This is a genomic window from Aerococcus urinaehominis, from assembly GCF_001543245.1.
Classification (GTDB): domain Bacteria; phylum Bacillota; class Bacilli; order Lactobacillales; family Aerococcaceae; genus Aerococcus; species Aerococcus urinaehominis.
The window spans coordinates 275195-292321 of the sequence record NZ_CP014163.1; the positions used below are offsets into that span (position 1 = coordinate 275195).

At 42.3% G+C, this 17127-nt stretch carries 11 protein-coding genes; all 11 read right to left on the minus strand.

Annotated features, from left to right (window positions below):
* Window positions 1-34: 34 nt before the first annotated feature.
* Entirely contained in the window at window positions 35-1951 is a 1917-nt protein-coding gene (locus tag AWM75_RS01240) for an ABC-F family ATP-binding cassette domain-containing protein (RefSeq protein ID WP_067977360.1), read from the minus strand.
* Window positions 1952-2104: 153 nt separating this feature from the next.
* Window positions 2105-3784, minus strand: a complete 1680-nt coding sequence (locus AWM75_RS01245) for a formate--tetrahydrofolate ligase (RefSeq protein ID WP_067977361.1) — start codon at window positions 3782-3784, stop codon at window positions 2105-2107.
* Between the two features lie 101 nt (window positions 3785-3885).
* Window positions 3886-5718: a translation elongation factor 4 gene (lepA, locus tag AWM75_RS01250; RefSeq protein ID WP_067977362.1), complete on the minus strand. Its 1833-nt coding sequence runs from the start codon at window positions 5716-5718 to the stop codon at window positions 3886-3888.
* A gap of 159 nt (window positions 5719-5877) precedes the next feature.
* A complete protein-coding gene (locus AWM75_RS01255) occupies window positions 5878-6555 on the minus strand; it encodes a DUF4767 domain-containing protein (RefSeq protein WP_067977363.1) in 678 nt (225 codons plus the stop codon).
* Window positions 6556-6800: 245 nt separating this feature from the next.
* A complete protein-coding gene (locus AWM75_RS01260; protein ID WP_067977364.1) occupies window positions 6801-8990 on the minus strand; it encodes a glycoside hydrolase family 3 protein in 2190 nt (729 codons plus the stop codon).
* A gap of 196 nt (window positions 8991-9186) precedes the next feature.
* Window positions 9187-9945 carry an NAD-dependent protein deacylase gene (locus AWM75_RS01265; RefSeq protein ID WP_067977365.1) on the minus strand — a complete coding sequence of 253 codons (759 nt, stop codon included), beginning with the start codon at window positions 9943-9945 and terminating at the stop codon, window positions 9187-9189.
* A gap of 211 nt (window positions 9946-10156) precedes the next feature.
* Entirely contained in the window at window positions 10157-10468 is a 312-nt protein-coding gene (gene trxA / locus AWM75_RS01270) for a thioredoxin (protein WP_067977366.1), read from the minus strand.
* A gap of 64 nt (window positions 10469-10532) precedes the next feature.
* Window positions 10533-12938 (minus strand): endonuclease MutS2, encoded by a 2406-nt coding sequence (locus AWM75_RS01275; RefSeq protein WP_067977367.1) that lies wholly within the window; start codon window positions 12936-12938, stop codon window positions 10533-10535.
* 23 nt (window positions 12939-12961) lie between these two features.
* The gene (locus AWM75_RS01280; protein WP_067977368.1) at window positions 12962-13687 is read right to left on the minus strand and encodes a cell division protein ZapA; all 726 of its coding nucleotides are present in this window, start codon (window positions 13685-13687) and stop codon (window positions 12962-12964) included.
* Between the two features lie 141 nt (window positions 13688-13828).
* Window positions 13829-15307: a carbon starvation CstA family protein gene (locus tag AWM75_RS01285; protein WP_067977369.1), complete on the minus strand. Its 1479-nt coding sequence runs from the start codon at window positions 15305-15307 to the stop codon at window positions 13829-13831.
* Between the two features lie 249 nt (window positions 15308-15556).
* The gene (gene citF, locus AWM75_RS01290; RefSeq protein ID WP_067977370.1) at window positions 15557-17113 is read right to left on the minus strand and encodes a citrate lyase subunit alpha; all 1557 of its coding nucleotides are present in this window, start codon (window positions 17111-17113) and stop codon (window positions 15557-15559) included.
* Window positions 17114-17127: the final 14 nt, after the last annotated feature.

Consider the following 17127-nt stretch of genomic DNA (forward strand, 5'->3'; position numbering starts at 1 on the left):
AATACGCCCCTTCTAAATTTGAAAATCTACTAGTTTATTCCGCTAATTCTGCTAACTCTTCCCAATAAATCATCTTAGCCTCTAGGTCAATCTCAATTGCTTCTTTCTCTCTTTGCAGGTCAGCCAACTTACCGTAGTCAGACCCGGAGACAGTCATCTCTTCATCAATCTGACTAAGTCGGTCTTCCAATGCAGAAATTTGGTCTTCAATCACAGCCCAATCTTGCTTTTCTTGCCAGGTCATTCGGCGTTTCTTGGCTGCATCTGAACCACTTTTTTCTTGACTTGAAACATGTTTAGTTGGTTCTTGTTTTTTATCGGAAACTGGCTGACTTGCCATAGCATGGTCAGCCTGGCTGGCTTCATAGTCGCTGTAATTGCCATAGAAAAGGTGTGTTGTCCGACTGGTACGGTCAGCAACAAGTAGCTTGTCGGCTAATTTGTCTAAGAAGTAGCGATCATGAGAAACGGTGATGACAGCTCCAGCAAAATCAGCCAAATAGTCTTCTAAAACAGTTAAAGTATCGATATCTAAATCATTGGTTGGCTCATCTAGGAAGAGCACATTCGGCCGTTGCATCAGTAATTGCAGGAGATAAAGTCGTTTCTTTTCTCCTCCTGACAGGCTAGCGATTAAAGCACCGTGGCTAGGCCGTGGGAAAAGAAAGGTTTCTAGCATCTGGGCTGCTGACAAAGACCGCCCATCAGCGTAAACATATTCATTGGCTACTTCCTGAATATAGTTAATTAAGCGCTCATCTTCAGGCAAATCAACTGCTAACTGGTCAAAATAGGCCAAGCGAACCGTCTCACCAAGCTCAATTGTCCCTGCTAGGGGTGGGATTAAGCCTGCAATTGTGTTTAAAAGCGTAGATTTTCCCACACCATTATCACCGATAATACCAATTCTATCCCGATTTTGAACCAGCAAATTGATATCTTTTAAGAGGGGGTGACTTGCTTCATAGCCAACGGCTACCTGTTCAAGACTAATTACCTTATTCCCTAGACGCTGACCTTCAAAATCTAAATTGAGGTCTTGACTAGCTGTTTTTCCTTTAAGAGATTCTTCTAAATTTTCAAAACGATTAATTCGGGCCTGCTGCTTAGTTGTCCGTGCTTTAGCACCCTTACGCATCCAGGCTAATTCTTGTTGATACAGCTTTTTTTGTTTCGCCAAATGGGATGCTTGGTGGGCTTCTTCTTCCGCTCGCTGAGTCAGGTAGTCCTGGTAATTACCTTGATATTCCTTTAGCTGACCATCTTGCAAAGCAAACATGCGATCAGCAACCCGATCTAAAAAATAGCGATCATGGGTTACCACTAAAACTGACTTTTTATAATTATGAATATAATCCTCTAACCACTTTACCATGTCAAAATCTAGGTGGTTAGTCGGTTCGTCCATGAGTAGAAGATCAGGCTCATCAATCAATACCTTGGCTAGTCCAATGCGCTTACGTTGGCCACCAGAAAGTTCACTTACCTGTTGGTCAAGCTGGTTAATACCGAGCTTATTTAAAATTGTACGGATTTTAGTATCCAACTGCCAGCCAGCTTCCTGGTTCATGCGTTGCTCTAGTTGGCTAAAGCGTTGCTGACACGTTAGATCATCAGGCGCTAATGCTAAAGCATTAGTTGCTTCTTCATAAGCCTTGACTAGGGCTACTTGCGGACTATCCCCGGCATAAATGGTCTCAAAAATGGTTAACTTAGGATTTAAATCAGGATCTTGAGCAACTAAGGCAACCGTGAAATCTTTAGCTTTCTCGGTATCGCCCGCATCAACCTCATCCTGACCAGATAAGATTTGCAGCAGCGTAGACTTACCTGAACCATTGGCTCCCACTAAACCGATATGGTCTCCACCCTTTATAAAGAAGGAAACATTATCTAATAATTGCTTGATGCCATAGGTCTTGGACCAATTTTCGGCTTTAAAATCTTTCACGAGCGTAACTGCCCCTTTCTAAATCATCCCTACCATTTTAGCATAAGCCAAATAGATTGGCATTAAAAGCCCACTTGACCCGATTCAGAAATTATTTACTATCAAAAAAGCCGGTAGGATAATTCTACCGGCTGGTTATCGGCTATAAAATTATTAAAACAGGCCTTTAATATTACCCTTGCTATCCACGTCCATATTCATGGCAGCCGGCTGCTTGGGCAGGCCAGGCATGGTTAAGACATTACCAGTCAAGGCAACTATAAAACCGGCTCCGATTTTTGGCACGAGTTCGCGCACTTGGATATCAAATCCCTGAGGCCGTCCTACTGCTGTGGCATCATCAGATAGAGAATACTGGGTTTTCGCCATACAAACTGGCAACTGGCCCCAGCCGTTCTTCTCAAAAGCTTTAACTTGGCCCTGAGCCTTTTTAGACAAGGCGACTCGATTACCGCCGTACACAGTCTCCACAATCGCATTCATTTTGTCGACTAGGCTGGTTTCTTCAGCCTTATAAAGCGGCATAAAGTCAGCAGCTTGCTGGTTCTCAACCAAGTCAACAAGGGCCTGAGCTAGGGCGACACCGCCCTGCCCCCCATCAGCCCAAACAGTTGATGGTAGACAATCCACCCCATATTCCGCGCAACCAGCTACAACTGCAGCAATTTCAGCCTCGGTATCCTGACTAAAACAATTAAGAGCGACGACAACTGGTAGCTGATAGGCCTGCATCGATTCAATATGTTTGGCCAAATTTGTTAGACCAGCTTTAACCGCTGCCACATCTTCACCCTTTTCCAGATCAGCCTGAGCGTCGCCACCATGTAGTTTAAGTGAGCGAATAGTAGCCACAATAACTACGGCATCTGGTGCCTTACCTAGAACAGGTACTTTTATATCTAAGAATTTCTCTCCACCCAAGTCAGCACCGAAACCAGCTTCAGTCACAACATAATCAGCAAGTTTTAAGGCTGCACGTGTAGCAATCACAGAGCTACAACCGTGCGCAATATTAGCGAAGGGACCGCCATGAACAAAGGCTGGCGTATGTTCAAGTGATTGCACCAAGTTAGGAGCAAGCGCATCCTTGAGTAATAAAGTTAAGGCGCCCTGACAGCCTAAGTCTTTAACAGTAACAGGCTCCCGGTCCAAATTATCGCCAATGACAATGCGACCCAAGCGCTCACGCATGTCTTCTAAATCGGTTGCTAAGCATAGAATTGCCATAATTTCTGAAGCAACAGTAATGTCAAAACCATCTTGACGTGGGTAACCATTTAGGGGACCACCTAAGCCAACCGTTACCTGGCGTAAGGCACGATCATTTAAGTCAACCACCCGCTTCCAGGTTACCCGGCGGCTATCAATTCTAAGACTATTACCATGATGGATGTGGTTATCAATCATCGCTGACAAGGCATTGTTAGCTGTGGTAATGGCATGCATGTCCCCTGTAAAGTGCAGGTTAATATCTTCCATAGGTACAATTTGCGCATAACCACCACCAGCAGCGCCCCCTTTGATGCCCATGGTCGGCCCTAATGATGGCTCACGCAAGGCCACCATAGCTTGTTTACCCAAGCGATTTAAAGCATCCCCTAGGCCAACGGTCGTGGTCGTTTTACCTTCACCAGCTGGGGTCGGATTGATAGCTGTTACTAGTATTAGTTTCCCATCATTTTTATTTTCAAACTGGTCCAAAGTGGCTAAAGGTATTTTAGCCTTATAATTACCATACATATCAATTTCATCTCGATCAATGCCAAGCTTTTCGGCAATTTTACGAATAGGTAGTTTCTTATTATTTTGCGCAATTTCAATATCTGTTAGCATGGATATCCCTCACTTTTGTTTTCATTCCTCGCTCATTTTACCATAGACTATAAAAAAGAGGACGGGTAAACCATCCTCAAGTCAAAATATTATTTTCACAATTAGCGATTATCTTCATCATCCATGTCAAGAATAGCTAAGAAGGCTTCTTGCGGCACTTCTACTGAACCAATCGCTTTCATCCGCTTCTTACCTTCCTTTTGCTTCTCTAGCAGTTTACGCTTACGAGATACATCCCCACCATAACACTTAGCCAAAACATTCTTGCGTAAGGCTTTAATATTGGTACGGGCAATAATCTTGTGACCAATAGCTGCCTGAATAGGAATTTCAAATTGTTGGCGTGGGATAACTTCTTTTAATTTTGATGTCAAGGCTCGACCGCGGTCATAGGCAAAGTCCTTGTGCACAATAATAGACAGGGCATCGACTACTTCACCATTTAGTAAAATGTCTAATTTTACCAACTGAGAAGGTTGGTAACCGATGATTTCATAATCTAATGAAGCATAGCCTCGAGTAGAAGATTTCAACCGATCAAAGAAGTCAAACACGATCTCTCCTAGAGGAATTTCATAAATCACATTAACCCGGATATCATCTAGATAGTTCATGGTCACAAAGTTGCCCCGCTTACGTTGGGCCAGCTCCATAACTGCCCCGATATAGTCCTGGGGCACCATGATTTCAGCCTTTACATAAGGTTCTTCAATATGGTCGATTTCAGTAGCATCAGGCATCTCTGACGGGTTAGCGACATCAACCACTGTGCCATCAGTTTTATAAGCCTTATAGATAACTGATGGTGAAGTCATGATTAGGTCTAGGTCAAATTCCCGTTCCAAACGCTCCTGGATAACATCCATATGTAAGAGTCCTAAAAATCCACAACGGAAGCCGAAGCCTAAAGCCTGAGAAGATTCTGGTTCAAAATCTAAGGAAGCATCATTTAATTGTAGTCGCTCTAGGGCTTCCCGCAAATCACTGTAATCAGATGAATCTACTGGGTAGAGGCCACAGTAAACCATGGGATTCATTTTTTGATAACCAGGTAGGGCTTCTTCTGCCGGCCGATCGGCTAGTGTAATCGTATCACCAACCTGAGTATCCTGAATGGTCTTAATCGCCGCCGCTAAATACCCCACATCACCAGTCGTTAAATAATCGCGAGGCACTGGATTAGGTGACATGACGCCAACCTCAGTCACCTCAAAAGTCTTGCCATTAGACATCAATTGAATGGTGTCACCCGGCTTGACCATGCCGTTTTGAACATTGATAGATAAGATAACACCCCGGTAAGCGTCGTAGACAGAGTCAAAGATTAAAGCTTGTAAGGGTTCATCTATGTCACCAGCCGGTGCTGGCACTTTATCAACAATTTGCTCAAGAATTTCTTCAATCCCGATACCTGCCTTGGCAGAGGCCAATACTGCCTCTGAAGCATCTAAGCCTATAACATCTTCAATTTCTTGACGAACCCGCTCAGGATCAGCGGCAGGCAGGTCAATTTTATTGATAACAGGAATCAATTCCAAGTCATTATCAAGGGCCAGATATACATTAGCTAGGGTCTGAGCCTCAATACCTTGGGCGGCATCGACAACTAAGATTGCCCCTTCACAAGCAGCCAAAGACCGTGAAACTTCATAAGAAAAATCCACATGACCCGGTGTGTCAATTAAATGGAAGATATAGGTTTCTCCGTCCTGGGCCTTATATTCCAATTCGACAGCATTTAATTTAATGGTAATGCCCCGCTCCTGTTCTAGATCCATAGAGTCCAACAGCTGGTCATGCATCTCACGATCTGACACCGTGCCCGTTTTCTGTAAAATACGGTCTGCTAGCGTAGACTTACCGTGGTCGATATGGGCAATGATGGAAAAATTCCTAATCTTATCTTGTCTTTTTTTTATTTCATTTTTATTCATTGTCCATCTCCTTAACTTGATTCAGCATGCTATATTATAGCAAAAGTCTCTCAGACTAGCAATTTAATCCCTAGTATTACCCATTCATTACAAAAGGAGCCAATTAAGGCTCCTTGGTTAATAGTTTCATAGCTATTTACAATATCCTGGCTCTCGACTCTATTGATTTACAATTGACGCAAAACCATCTTGTAAAGCCTGGTTATCTGTAATCGTGAAGTAGAAATAATTATGCTCATTACCCTGATTTTGACCAGAGTAGAGCACTAGTGGCTCTCCTTGGTGGATAACGAAAAGATATAGGTGCGCAGCAGGTTCATTACTGGTCTCAATATCCGAGTAGACAGCTACAATTTGATAATTATCAGCAGAGCGACCGACCTGATACCAAGACATATTAACAAGCTGGTCATTTAATACTGGCCTAATATGTGAATTTTCAGCAATTAAAGCATCTGGTACTAGTGGGCCATAAAAGCTAACCGGATTATCAGGACTATAAGCAAGGTAACTTTGCCCCATCTCTGCTCCCCAGCTGGCCATAAAATCAGCTAATTGGATATCTTTTTCAGCTGACCAATACACAGGATTTTGGTCTTGATTAGTCGACTGTTCTTGGTTAATTTGACCACTAGTCATCTGATTATTGTCACCAATCTGACTTTCAGATTCTGACTGCATCACCGAATGAGACTGGCTAGCCCCTTTAGCAGGTTTAACTGTTTGGGCACTTGAACTAGGCTTAGCAGCTTCTGATTCATTTGCTCCATGGTCAGTTTGCTTTTGGCACCCTGCTAAAGACACCAAGGCTAGTAGTAAACAAAGTTTCTCTTTCATTATAATCCCTCCTTATATAGCTAAAGTAACAAATAAGCGTGTCAGTAGGCACCCTAAATATATCCCATGCCTAGCCAATCGGCAAGCACTAACTGAGCTTTTCCAGATTGTTTTTAAAGTTTTAAACGAGTCATTTTATTTATCAGCAAAACTTATCTACAAGCAAATTATCATCAAAAAACCACCAAATCTCCTTTACTTGGATTCGGTGGCTTCTGGTCTAACTAATTATTGTAAAATCTAAACTACTTATCATAATTTAATCCAAAACCATATTTGTAGACATTACCTTGGCTGTCCTTATAAGCATAAGGTATCTCCATATGTTTTTCTTTATCGTAACCAGGTACATCATTAGGCGATACACATTGGCCATTTTCATCGACAGCCACTGCTTCATTAGAAGCTGGTAAGGTAATCGGTAATCTACCCTTGGCCTCAGCTTGACCTGTTTGTACCTCTAGGATAGCTTCTAAATAAGTATCGAAGGAAGCTGTCATGGCATCAGCTAGCGGCTCGACTTGGTCAACAATAAATGGCATGTCAAAGTTCACATTAACTACCAACTGATCAACATATTGGCGGATATCCGCTAAACGTTCCGTGTCAACTTGAGTAGCCTGATGAACCTGTAGATCAAGATAGTCATCTGTCGCTTCAAAGTATGAGCCAGAAACTGGTTCAGCAAAGACAAAAGCGATATCAGCTTGCGTATAATCATCAACCAATTCCCAATCAGGGAAGCTTGCCTGGATTTTTTCGCGTAGGTCCTGATTATAGGCTGCCAGGCTATCTGGTTCCCCTTCTTTAACTTTTTCAGGGTCAATTTCCTGGGTCATTAATTCCACATAGACTTTTTTACCTTTAGTTTGGTCAGCTTTCAATGGCAAGGTCTTGTTTTCATTTTTCAATAGTACAACTGAGTCTTGGTGGGCTTGCTTAGCCGTTGCTAGACTTTCAGGTGTACGCAGAGCATCATCAGCCCCCTCCAAGTCAGCATAAGGATCTTCAAATAGACCCAATTGGAAGAGTTCTGTTAAGCTTTCAACCACGCGTTGGTTAACCGTGGCCTCATCCACTTGCCCAGATTCGATGGCCTCTTGGAAAACCTCTACTTCATTAGTGCCTGATACCACACTAGAACCTGCTTCAAGCATCTTGGCTGCCCGTTCAACTTTGTTTAAGTCCTCAGCACCCCAGGCCATACCGTCAAGTACCCCTGTATCTGTATTCACATAGCCTTTAAAGCCCATTTTATCGCGTAAAAGCTCTTGAATGAACTGGTGATTATAAGCAAATGCTACTTCCTCATCAAATTCACCCTTGAACGGGGCTTGAGGCGTGTGAGATTTATCGTTAGACGGAATAGCGTAATAAGGCATGATTGAGCTCGTGCCAGCATCAATAGCCGCTTGGAATGGAGGCAAGTGGTAGGCCTCTAAACTGCCTTCAGTGGCATAAACATTAAATTTACCTTCTTCATAGTGGGGATCAAAACCATTCTCGCGGGCACCACCACCAGGGAAGTGTTTAGTAGTTAGGGCAACTGAATTTTCATTTAGGCTTTCGCCTTGATAGTTTGGAATAATGGTTTTGATATATGTGCTGATTTGGTCAGGGTTTTCACCAAAGGTTCCGTAAGTTCGATACCAACGTGGATCGGTTGCAGTATCAACCATGTACATATAGCCCTTACGGATATTGCTAGCCATAAATTCTTGGTGACCAATTTGGGCAAATTGACTAATCATATCTTGGTTGTCACCAGCCGCTAAACCAAGGGTACCGGGGAAACGGGTGAAGTGGTGGTTATCACTCTCAGCATTGTATTTGGCTTTATCATTTTCATTACGGGAGTTGGAAGCTACAATGACTGGAATACCCAAACGTGACTCTTCAGCTACTTCTTGTAAGGTATTAATCCAGGTCGCAATTTCTTCAGCTGACTTATCTTCCCTCACAATAAAGTGGCGGATATGCTTATCATTAAGCATCACTGTAGTTGGATATTGGGTCTGTCCCTTGAATGGCCCTTCTTCATGGACTTTTTCAACCTCTAAGAGAATACCATCATGGCTGGTTTCCTCTCCTTCTTTAGCTGAGGCCCCCATAGGCAGATCATAAATAACCATTTGACCAGCTTTTTCCGCAGGTGTCATGAGTGAAACAAGGTTTTCTGCCCTTTCTCTAGGCGTTAAACGCCAGTCTTCATAGGGTGTCAATTCACCATCCTTATTCAAATCCTTGAAGGCTAGGCCATCAACCTCGATGGTTTGCGCTGAACGAGACTCAAACTGACGTTGGTCTTTCTCATTTTTATAGGCCGTCTCGACCTTGGTCTCACTTTGGCTGCTAGTCTGGTCGTCCCCAGATTGACCTTGGCAGGCTGCCAATAAAAAGGCTGCTGCTGTGACTAGATAAAATGATTTTCTCATTTTAATCCCCCTCTATAAATTGTGATAAGTCTAGTATAGTATAGCGCTTACATTTTTTGCAAGTGAATATTAAAACAAACTTATCTTTGTAAGGTTTTTCCAATAAATTATTTTACTATTAAAATAAGTGACTGTTACTAGAGACAGACTATATGCCTGTGATCAACCACACGCATTAGCTAATCGTGGCTAACCATTAATCTTGATTAGCTTCCAGGATAGCTAATACTGGTTGCAAGGTCTCTTCAATATCAGCCTGGATAAATAGTTCGTCAGATCGGCTTTGTCCTAATCTTTGCTGATTTATGACAACAGTCTTCTGGCCATGAAAGTAATTAATTAGCTGGTTGGCGGGCGCTACTTGCAGGGAAGTCCCAGCAATAATTAATAAGTCAGCTGCCTGAATAGCAGAGACTGCTCCCTTTAAAGTATCGCCATCCAATCCTTCACCGAATAAAACTGCTGTTGACCGGACTAGTCCTTGATCATAGGGGCAATATGGTATTTTTTTATCACTCAAGTCTAATTCCTGGTAGATATAATGTCTGCCACATCGACAACAATAAAAATCATACTGGTTGCCATGTAATGCCATGACTCGACTGGAGCCGGCCCGCTGGTGGAGACCATCTGCATTTTGAGTGACCACAGTGACCTGCTTGCCCAATTCTTCCAAGCGGACTGGAAATTCATGGGCAAGACTGGGTTCAATATCTGGATGGTACATATACTGCCATTGAAACTGGTAAAAGGCCTGGGGATGGTTGGCCAGACAGTCTTTACTCAACATATATTCAGGGGGCTGGTTAAAATGACCAGTAACTTGGTTATAGAGACCGTCTGCTGATCTAAAATCAGGTATATCAGCTGCCGTAGAGACACCAGCTCCAGTAAAGTAAACAATTTTTTCGTTTTCAATAATTAAATCAACTAGTACTTGTACATTGTCTGTCATTAATGAAACTCCTTCCATTTATTAGGTCAGTTTTAACTAAGCTATACGTCTACTATAGGATAAAAAGCTGACCTTTCTCTAGTAAAAGTTTTTAGTAGATTAATTTAGCCATTAAGAATAAATATGTTCGCATGTCTATCGTAAGCTGACTGGAGCGAGTATATATATAAAAAACCGCTAGCTTATCGCTAGCGGTTAAATTAAGTCAGTACTATTGATGTTTAGCTAAGATTTCTTTTAATTGCTCTTTTGGGGTAAAACCGATTAATTGATCTACCACTTGACCATCTTTTTTAATTAATAGGGTTGGAATTGACATAATTTTAAAACTGCGGGCAGTATCAGGGTTTTCATCAACATCCATTTTTACAAATTTAACCTGATCACCCATTTCATCATCTAACTGGTCGATAACGGGCCCTTGCATCCGACAAGGCCCACACCACTCAGCCCAAAAATCGATTAGGACTAGACCGTCATTAGTTTCTGTTTGAAAATCTTTATCTGTTACTGCTTGTACCATGGGGCACACTCCTTTTCTATTGCTATCATAAGCTTATTATAGCAAGTTTTTAATTCAGCTTCAGCTATTCTGCTTGACCGGAGTCTTTATCCACAAAATGGGCAATTGTGGCACCGTTACCCCCCTGGTTATAGGGCGCAAATTCAAATGATTTGACTCTTGGATGTTTACGCAGATATTTCTGCACACCCTCTCTCAAGGCGCCAGTACCATGGCCATGAACGATTGTCACCCGGGGATGATTTGCTAGCAGAGCAGCATCTATGAATTGATCTAAACGATTTAAAGCTGCCTCATAACGCTCGCCGCGTAAGTCCAACTGGGTCGATACACCTTTCGACTTAGAGCGTTGAACTTGAGCTTTAGGAGCTGGCCCCTTATCTGGGCTAGCAATTTTCTCCAAATCGCTAGCAGGCAGTTCCATCTTCAATATACCCATCTGGACAATAAATTGATTATCATCACGTGCTTCAACCACTTCACCAGTTTGACCATAAGGGATAACTTTGACCTGGTCACCAACTTGAATTTGATCAACTTTTTCCTTATTACGTTTGGCTTTTCTTAGAACCTTATTAGACTTCAGTTGGCGCGCTTCTGGACTAAGTGTTTCAAATGCCTTGCGCTGGTCAATCAGTTGGTGCTCTTTAATATGTTGTCCCTGGTTACCAAGTTCAGTTTGCCAGGCACGAATCTCAGCCATTAAGCGATCAGCCTCTGATTTTTTCTGGTCCACATATTCTTTGGCCTCTTGCCGGGCCCGGTCCATATACTTGTCCTTATCATCTTGCATAGCTTGATGGGCAACTTTCAGGTCATGCAGGAGGCGGTCAGCCTTATTAAGTCGCTGATTAATCATTTTTTCCTTATTTTCATAGTCCTGACGTTGGTCTTCCAAATCTAGAAGCATGTCATTTAAATTACGCGCATCCTGGTCTACTTGACTGCGTGCTTGGGCTACTATATCAGGATCTAAACCTAAACGAGCCGAAATATCAAAGGCATTAGACCGCCCCGGCACGCCGATTAGGAGTTGATAAGTTGGTCTTAGACTAATTTCATCAAAAACCATGGAAGCATTGGTCACTTGGTCGTGATCATAAGCATAAAGCTTAAGCTCTGGATAATGGGTCGTAGCTAAGACAGTTACCTCATGAGCTGCAAAGCGGTCTAAAATGGCCATGGCTAATGCGGCCCCTTCCTGGGGATCAGTTCCCGAACCTAACTCATCAACTAGAACCAAGCTATCCTGGTCAGCCTGGTTGAGAATTGAAATCACATTAGTCATATGTCCCGAGAAGGTCGATAAATTTTGCTCAATAGACTGTTCATCACCAATGTCAGCGAAAATTTCTTTAAAAATATTGATTTTTGACCCTGCCTGAGCAGTAATATATAAACCCGATTGCCCCATTAGATGAAGGAGGCCTACTGTTTTCAAGGTGATGGTCTTACCCCCAGTATTAGGGCCGGTAATCAAAAGCATCTGCTGGTCAGCATCTAGTACAATATCATTAGCTACTGCTGTTTTAGCATCTAGATAGGGATGAACAGCCTGGTAAAGGGCAAAATTTTCCTCCTTACCAGCTAATTTAGGGCGGTTAGCCTTAATCGCTTTGCCATACAGATATTTGGCCTTAATAAAATCAAACTGGGCCAATACTTGGTTATTGGTCTTCAATTCTTTGGTATAAGGCGCTAAAGCAGCAGAAAGGGCCATAAAAATTTGCATAATTTCATACTGCTCATCATTGTATAAGTTTTGTAAGCGTGAATTAGCTTCAACAACCGCTGGTGGCTCAATATATAGTGTTTGACCAGACGCTGACTGGTCATGGATAACACCGCCAACTGCCCGCTTATATTCAGCTTTCACAGGCAATACAAAACGACCATTCCGAATAGTCACTAGTTGATCACTTAAATAAGAAGACTTGGATTTTGTATAATCATCTAATTTTTGCCGAATCTGCCGCTCTTCTCGGCTAATCGATTGGCGGATTTCACGTAACTCTTTGGAAGCCGAATCAAAAACCTCCCCAGTTGGTGAAATTGACTGTTTTAGTTGGCGATTAATGGCAGACAAAGTCAAAAGCTCTTGGCTGAGCTTATATAGCTGAGGTACTAGTTCGCTAGCCTCCTCAATATCAGCAAAAAATTTTACCAGCTGGTTGGTAAGATCTAAGACCTGCATAATTTGACCTAACTCTTCGCCATTTAGACTAGCCTGACGGTCTAGCCGGTCTGTCGCTGGCTTAATATCGGCTAGCTGTGATATGGGCAGCCGGTGACCATTCTGGGCCAAAATATCCCATTCGGAGATATCCTGCCAGGCTGCTTGTACTAGACTAGGATCAGTCATCGGTGCTAATTTTAAAGCTAGGCGTTTACCTAATTGTGTCGATGTGTGTTTAGCCAAATCGGCCTGAATACGATTAAATTCTAAGGTCGCGAAAATTTTAGGGTTCAATCAATAAGCCTCCTAAATACTTGCTAGTCGCGCGGTGTCTGTTGTAAATGGCTGCGCGGACTACCGTTTGCTTTTATTAAAGTATCCATATCAAAATTTGGATTTAAACCTTGATTAATATGATACTTCCTATTTACATGATTCGATTGGTCAACCGCGATTGGGCCTTGGGTATTCTTTGACGCCCTAGACCTATTATCTTGGGAGTGACCAGTCAGCTGGTCTGATTGATTTATTTGTGACTTCTGATCATTAGTATCCTGACCAGGTTCGGAACTATCCTTTTGTATGTCTTGGCTCGTCATTTGCTCAGCTTGAACTTGGTCTTCTTTCATGGCAATCGCTTGCAACAGGATATTCATTTGATCCTGCATGCGCTCCTGGTCAGCATTGAGCGCCTTAAGATTGGCTTGAAGTTGGTCGTTTTCTCGCGTATTGTTAGCTAACATTTCTTCTAACTGCTTGAATTCTCGGTCTCGATTTTCGTGTTTGTTAAGCAGCACATTATTATCTCGTCTTAACTGAGTTAACTCATCCTGAGCTTCAATTAAATCAGACATCAAATTAACCGCTAGAAGTAAGGCCCTTTCGTCAGTCTTTAGGGCTGTATTTTGTCGGCCGATTTTCTGTAGACGGTCATTTACAGCGTCAGAAACGGCCTGCATATGTTCATTGGATTTACTTGCTTTAATCACAAAGTGGCGGTTACCAATTTTAGTTGGAAAACGCCTTACATCTAATTCTGCCATAGTGATACCCCTTTTACTTGAATCTTCCCTACTATCTTACCATGGACAAGCGTTTTAAAGCAATTTAACCAAGCGGCTCAATAAATTAACCAGTAAAAAAAGCTAGGCCTTAGCCTAGCTTTTTGAGTACGCATTAGATAACTACATTTGTGCTAATACTTCAATTGGTAATTGGTCGTTAATTAACTTAGCATCAGGAGATAACTTATCACGTTGCTGTTTACCTGTATAGAGGAAGACGGCTAATACGATAGCTGATAGGACAGCGCCTAGGATATAGGTTATCGTGGTCAGACCCATCCGGAAGCCGATTGGTTCACTTAAAATATACACCATGACAGCATATAGCATAAAGCTACCTGGAATCAAAGTTACTAAGTAATTACGTCCTTTAAGATATAAGTAGCGGGTTGAAACCATGAGAGAAATAACAGCCGTTACCTGGTTGGCCCAGTTAAAGTAACGCCATAGGATATCAAAGTTTACCTGCGTTAAGATGTAAGAAATAATGAAAAGTGGAATCGTTACCATTAAAATTTTACGTAGATTATCTTGTTTAATGTGAAGATAATCAGCGACAATACCACGTAAACTACGGAAACCAGATAACCCTGAAGAAATTGGTAAAACAATAACCCCAAGAATGGCAACTGTACCAATAACAGAACCTAGCAAGCTATAAGATACTGCATTAACTACCACTGATGGGGTCCCCTCAGCAATCATATCAGCCAAAGTTTGGCCATCAAATAGAGCCATAGAAGCAGCCGCCCAAATCATGGCAATGACACCTTCAGCAATCATCATACCATAGAAGGTAAACCGACCTTCACGCTCATCTGTAATGGTCCGTGAAACCATTGGCGCTTGGGTAGCATGGAAACCAGAAATAGCGCCACATGAAATTGTAAAGAAGAGAGCTGGGAAGATTGGGGTGCCGTTAGGATGGAAGCTTTGCAGTGTTGCAGCAGTCAGATTTGGCAGATTGCCACCTTGAGTAAAAATCATCATTGCCCCAATACCTACAGTTGAAAGAATCAATGCTGCCCCAAACCAAGGATAAACTTTACCCATGGCCTTATCAATTGGTAAAATCGTTGAAATTAAGTAATAGATAAAAATTAAAATGATAGCTACCGGCACACTTAACCAACCAGGTGTTAAATCAGCAATTAATGAAGCAGGTGTTACCACAAAAACAGTAGAAACCAACATTAACAGTAACATGGCAAAGATATTAACCACATGTTTCACTGATTTACCCAAATAGCGCTCAGCCAATTCAGGCAAGTGGGCGCCATTATTACGCAGTGAAATCATACCAATCATATAGTCATGGACAGCTCCGGCAAAAATACAGCCCACCACAATCCAAATATAGGCAACCGGTCCATATAAGGCACCCATAATCGGACCAAAAATTGGGCCAGTCCCCGCAATATTCAATAATTCAATCAGACTATTAGTTGCTTTATTCATGGGTACAAAATCAAAACCATCTCTTAAAACCTCGGCCGGGGTTTTGCGGTCAGGTTCAATTTGAAAGTTTTTTTCAATATAGGACCCATATAAAAAGTAACCAACTAATAAGAGGGCGATACCCCCAATAAATGTGATCATGTTTCTCCTCCTTTTTATGGGTTTATTGTAGCAAAATACGCCACAATTGAAAACGATAACACTAGAAATTGCCCGTTTAGTTTGCAGTCTTTGTCCTAGTTTAACGGATGCGAAACAATTAATGTTTTCATAACAAAAAATGCAAACTTGTATTTCAGAAAATAAAAACTGGGCATACGCCCAGCTTAAAAGTGGAGTTAATAATTGAGTTACTGATTTCTAAACCAGGCTCTTTTATAGTTTATAAAATTATAGACTAAATGGTTTTACTTTTTTAACAACATCTAAAATTGTGCCATCGCGGGCTTCAACTACTGCCACCACCTGGTCGTCAAATTCCAGGTCGTCAGGTTGACCCACTAACTCATAGGCCTTGTCGCGTAATGCTTGAATTGGTACATGCTTAATACCAGCTGCTGTTAAGCTTTCAGCTAAGTCAGGACGGGCTGGATTAACAGCAATGCCATAATCTGTGACTAAAACATCAATACAATCCCCTGGCGTAGTTACTGTTACCACTAGATCACAAACAGTGGCCATCCGTCCCCGAGTGAGCGGTGTCACAATAATACAGCACTTACTGCCCGCTGCAGTATCAGGATGACCACCTGGTGCCCCGCGCAAGACGCCATCAGAACCCGTTACAACGTTGACATTAAAGTCCGTATCAATTTCCAAAGCTGATAAAACCACAAAGTCCAACATATTAACATAAGCACCCTTATTAGCCGGATTAGCATACTCACTCAAGCTTATTTCTAAATGGTTAGGATGACTAGCTAGATGTTTAATAGCGCCTTGGTCAAAGTCCTGGGTATCTAGGATATAGTCAACCAAGCCTTGGTCTTGCAAATGGCAAATCGCTGAACTCGTACCACCCAAACAGAAACTCATTTTAATATTTTTAGCACGTAAGTCTTTTTCTAAAAATTGGGTGACAGCTAAAGATGGGCCACCAACACCCGTTTGGAAGGAAAAGCCATCTTTAAAATAAGGAGTCGCTGCCATAACCTTGGCGACATTTTCTGCCATCATTAATTCTCTTGGATTTTCAGTCATGCGGGCTTCTTTAGTAGATATCTTACTTGGATCACCAATCTGGTCAACCAAGCAGACACAGTCAACGTCGATTGCATTAATCGAAGCTGGCAGATTAGGAAAGTCAACTAGGCAATCGGTAATAATGATTGTATGATCAGCATAGTAGGCATCATGAATAGCAAATCCCATAGAGCCACAATTATTTTTGCCCCCTAAACCGCTAGCATTGCCATATTTATCTGCACTAGCCGCTGCTAAGAAGGCAATATCTATCTGTACCTCACCGGCTTCTACGGCTCTAGGACGCCCACCGTGGCTACGAATAATAGCGGGTTGTGCTAATTTTCCCGCAGAAATTACTTCACCCACTCGGCCCCTAACCCCGGAGGTCTGGATACCAGTAATTTTTCCTGCTTCAATATAGTCAGCGATTACTTCTTGAGCTTGACCTAAAGAAGTAGCTGCAACCGTAATGTCCTTAAGACCCATATCTTCAACTAGAACCTTAGCCACCATACTGGCCACATAGTCGCCGTCTCTAAATTCTGTATGGAAGGAGAAAGTCATCCCATCGTGGGCACCACAGCGTTCACACGCTTCCCTAATGGACTGACAAAGCTTAGTCTCTTCAGGTTTCACGTGACGACGGGTTCTAGGACTGGCCTTTTGTACATAAGTCCCATCCTTAGCATACTTACCCTGGTAAACTTGCCGGTCTGAACCTAGCAAGTGGTCAGGAATTTCTCGATTAACTGCATTTTTCATTTGTAACCACCTCT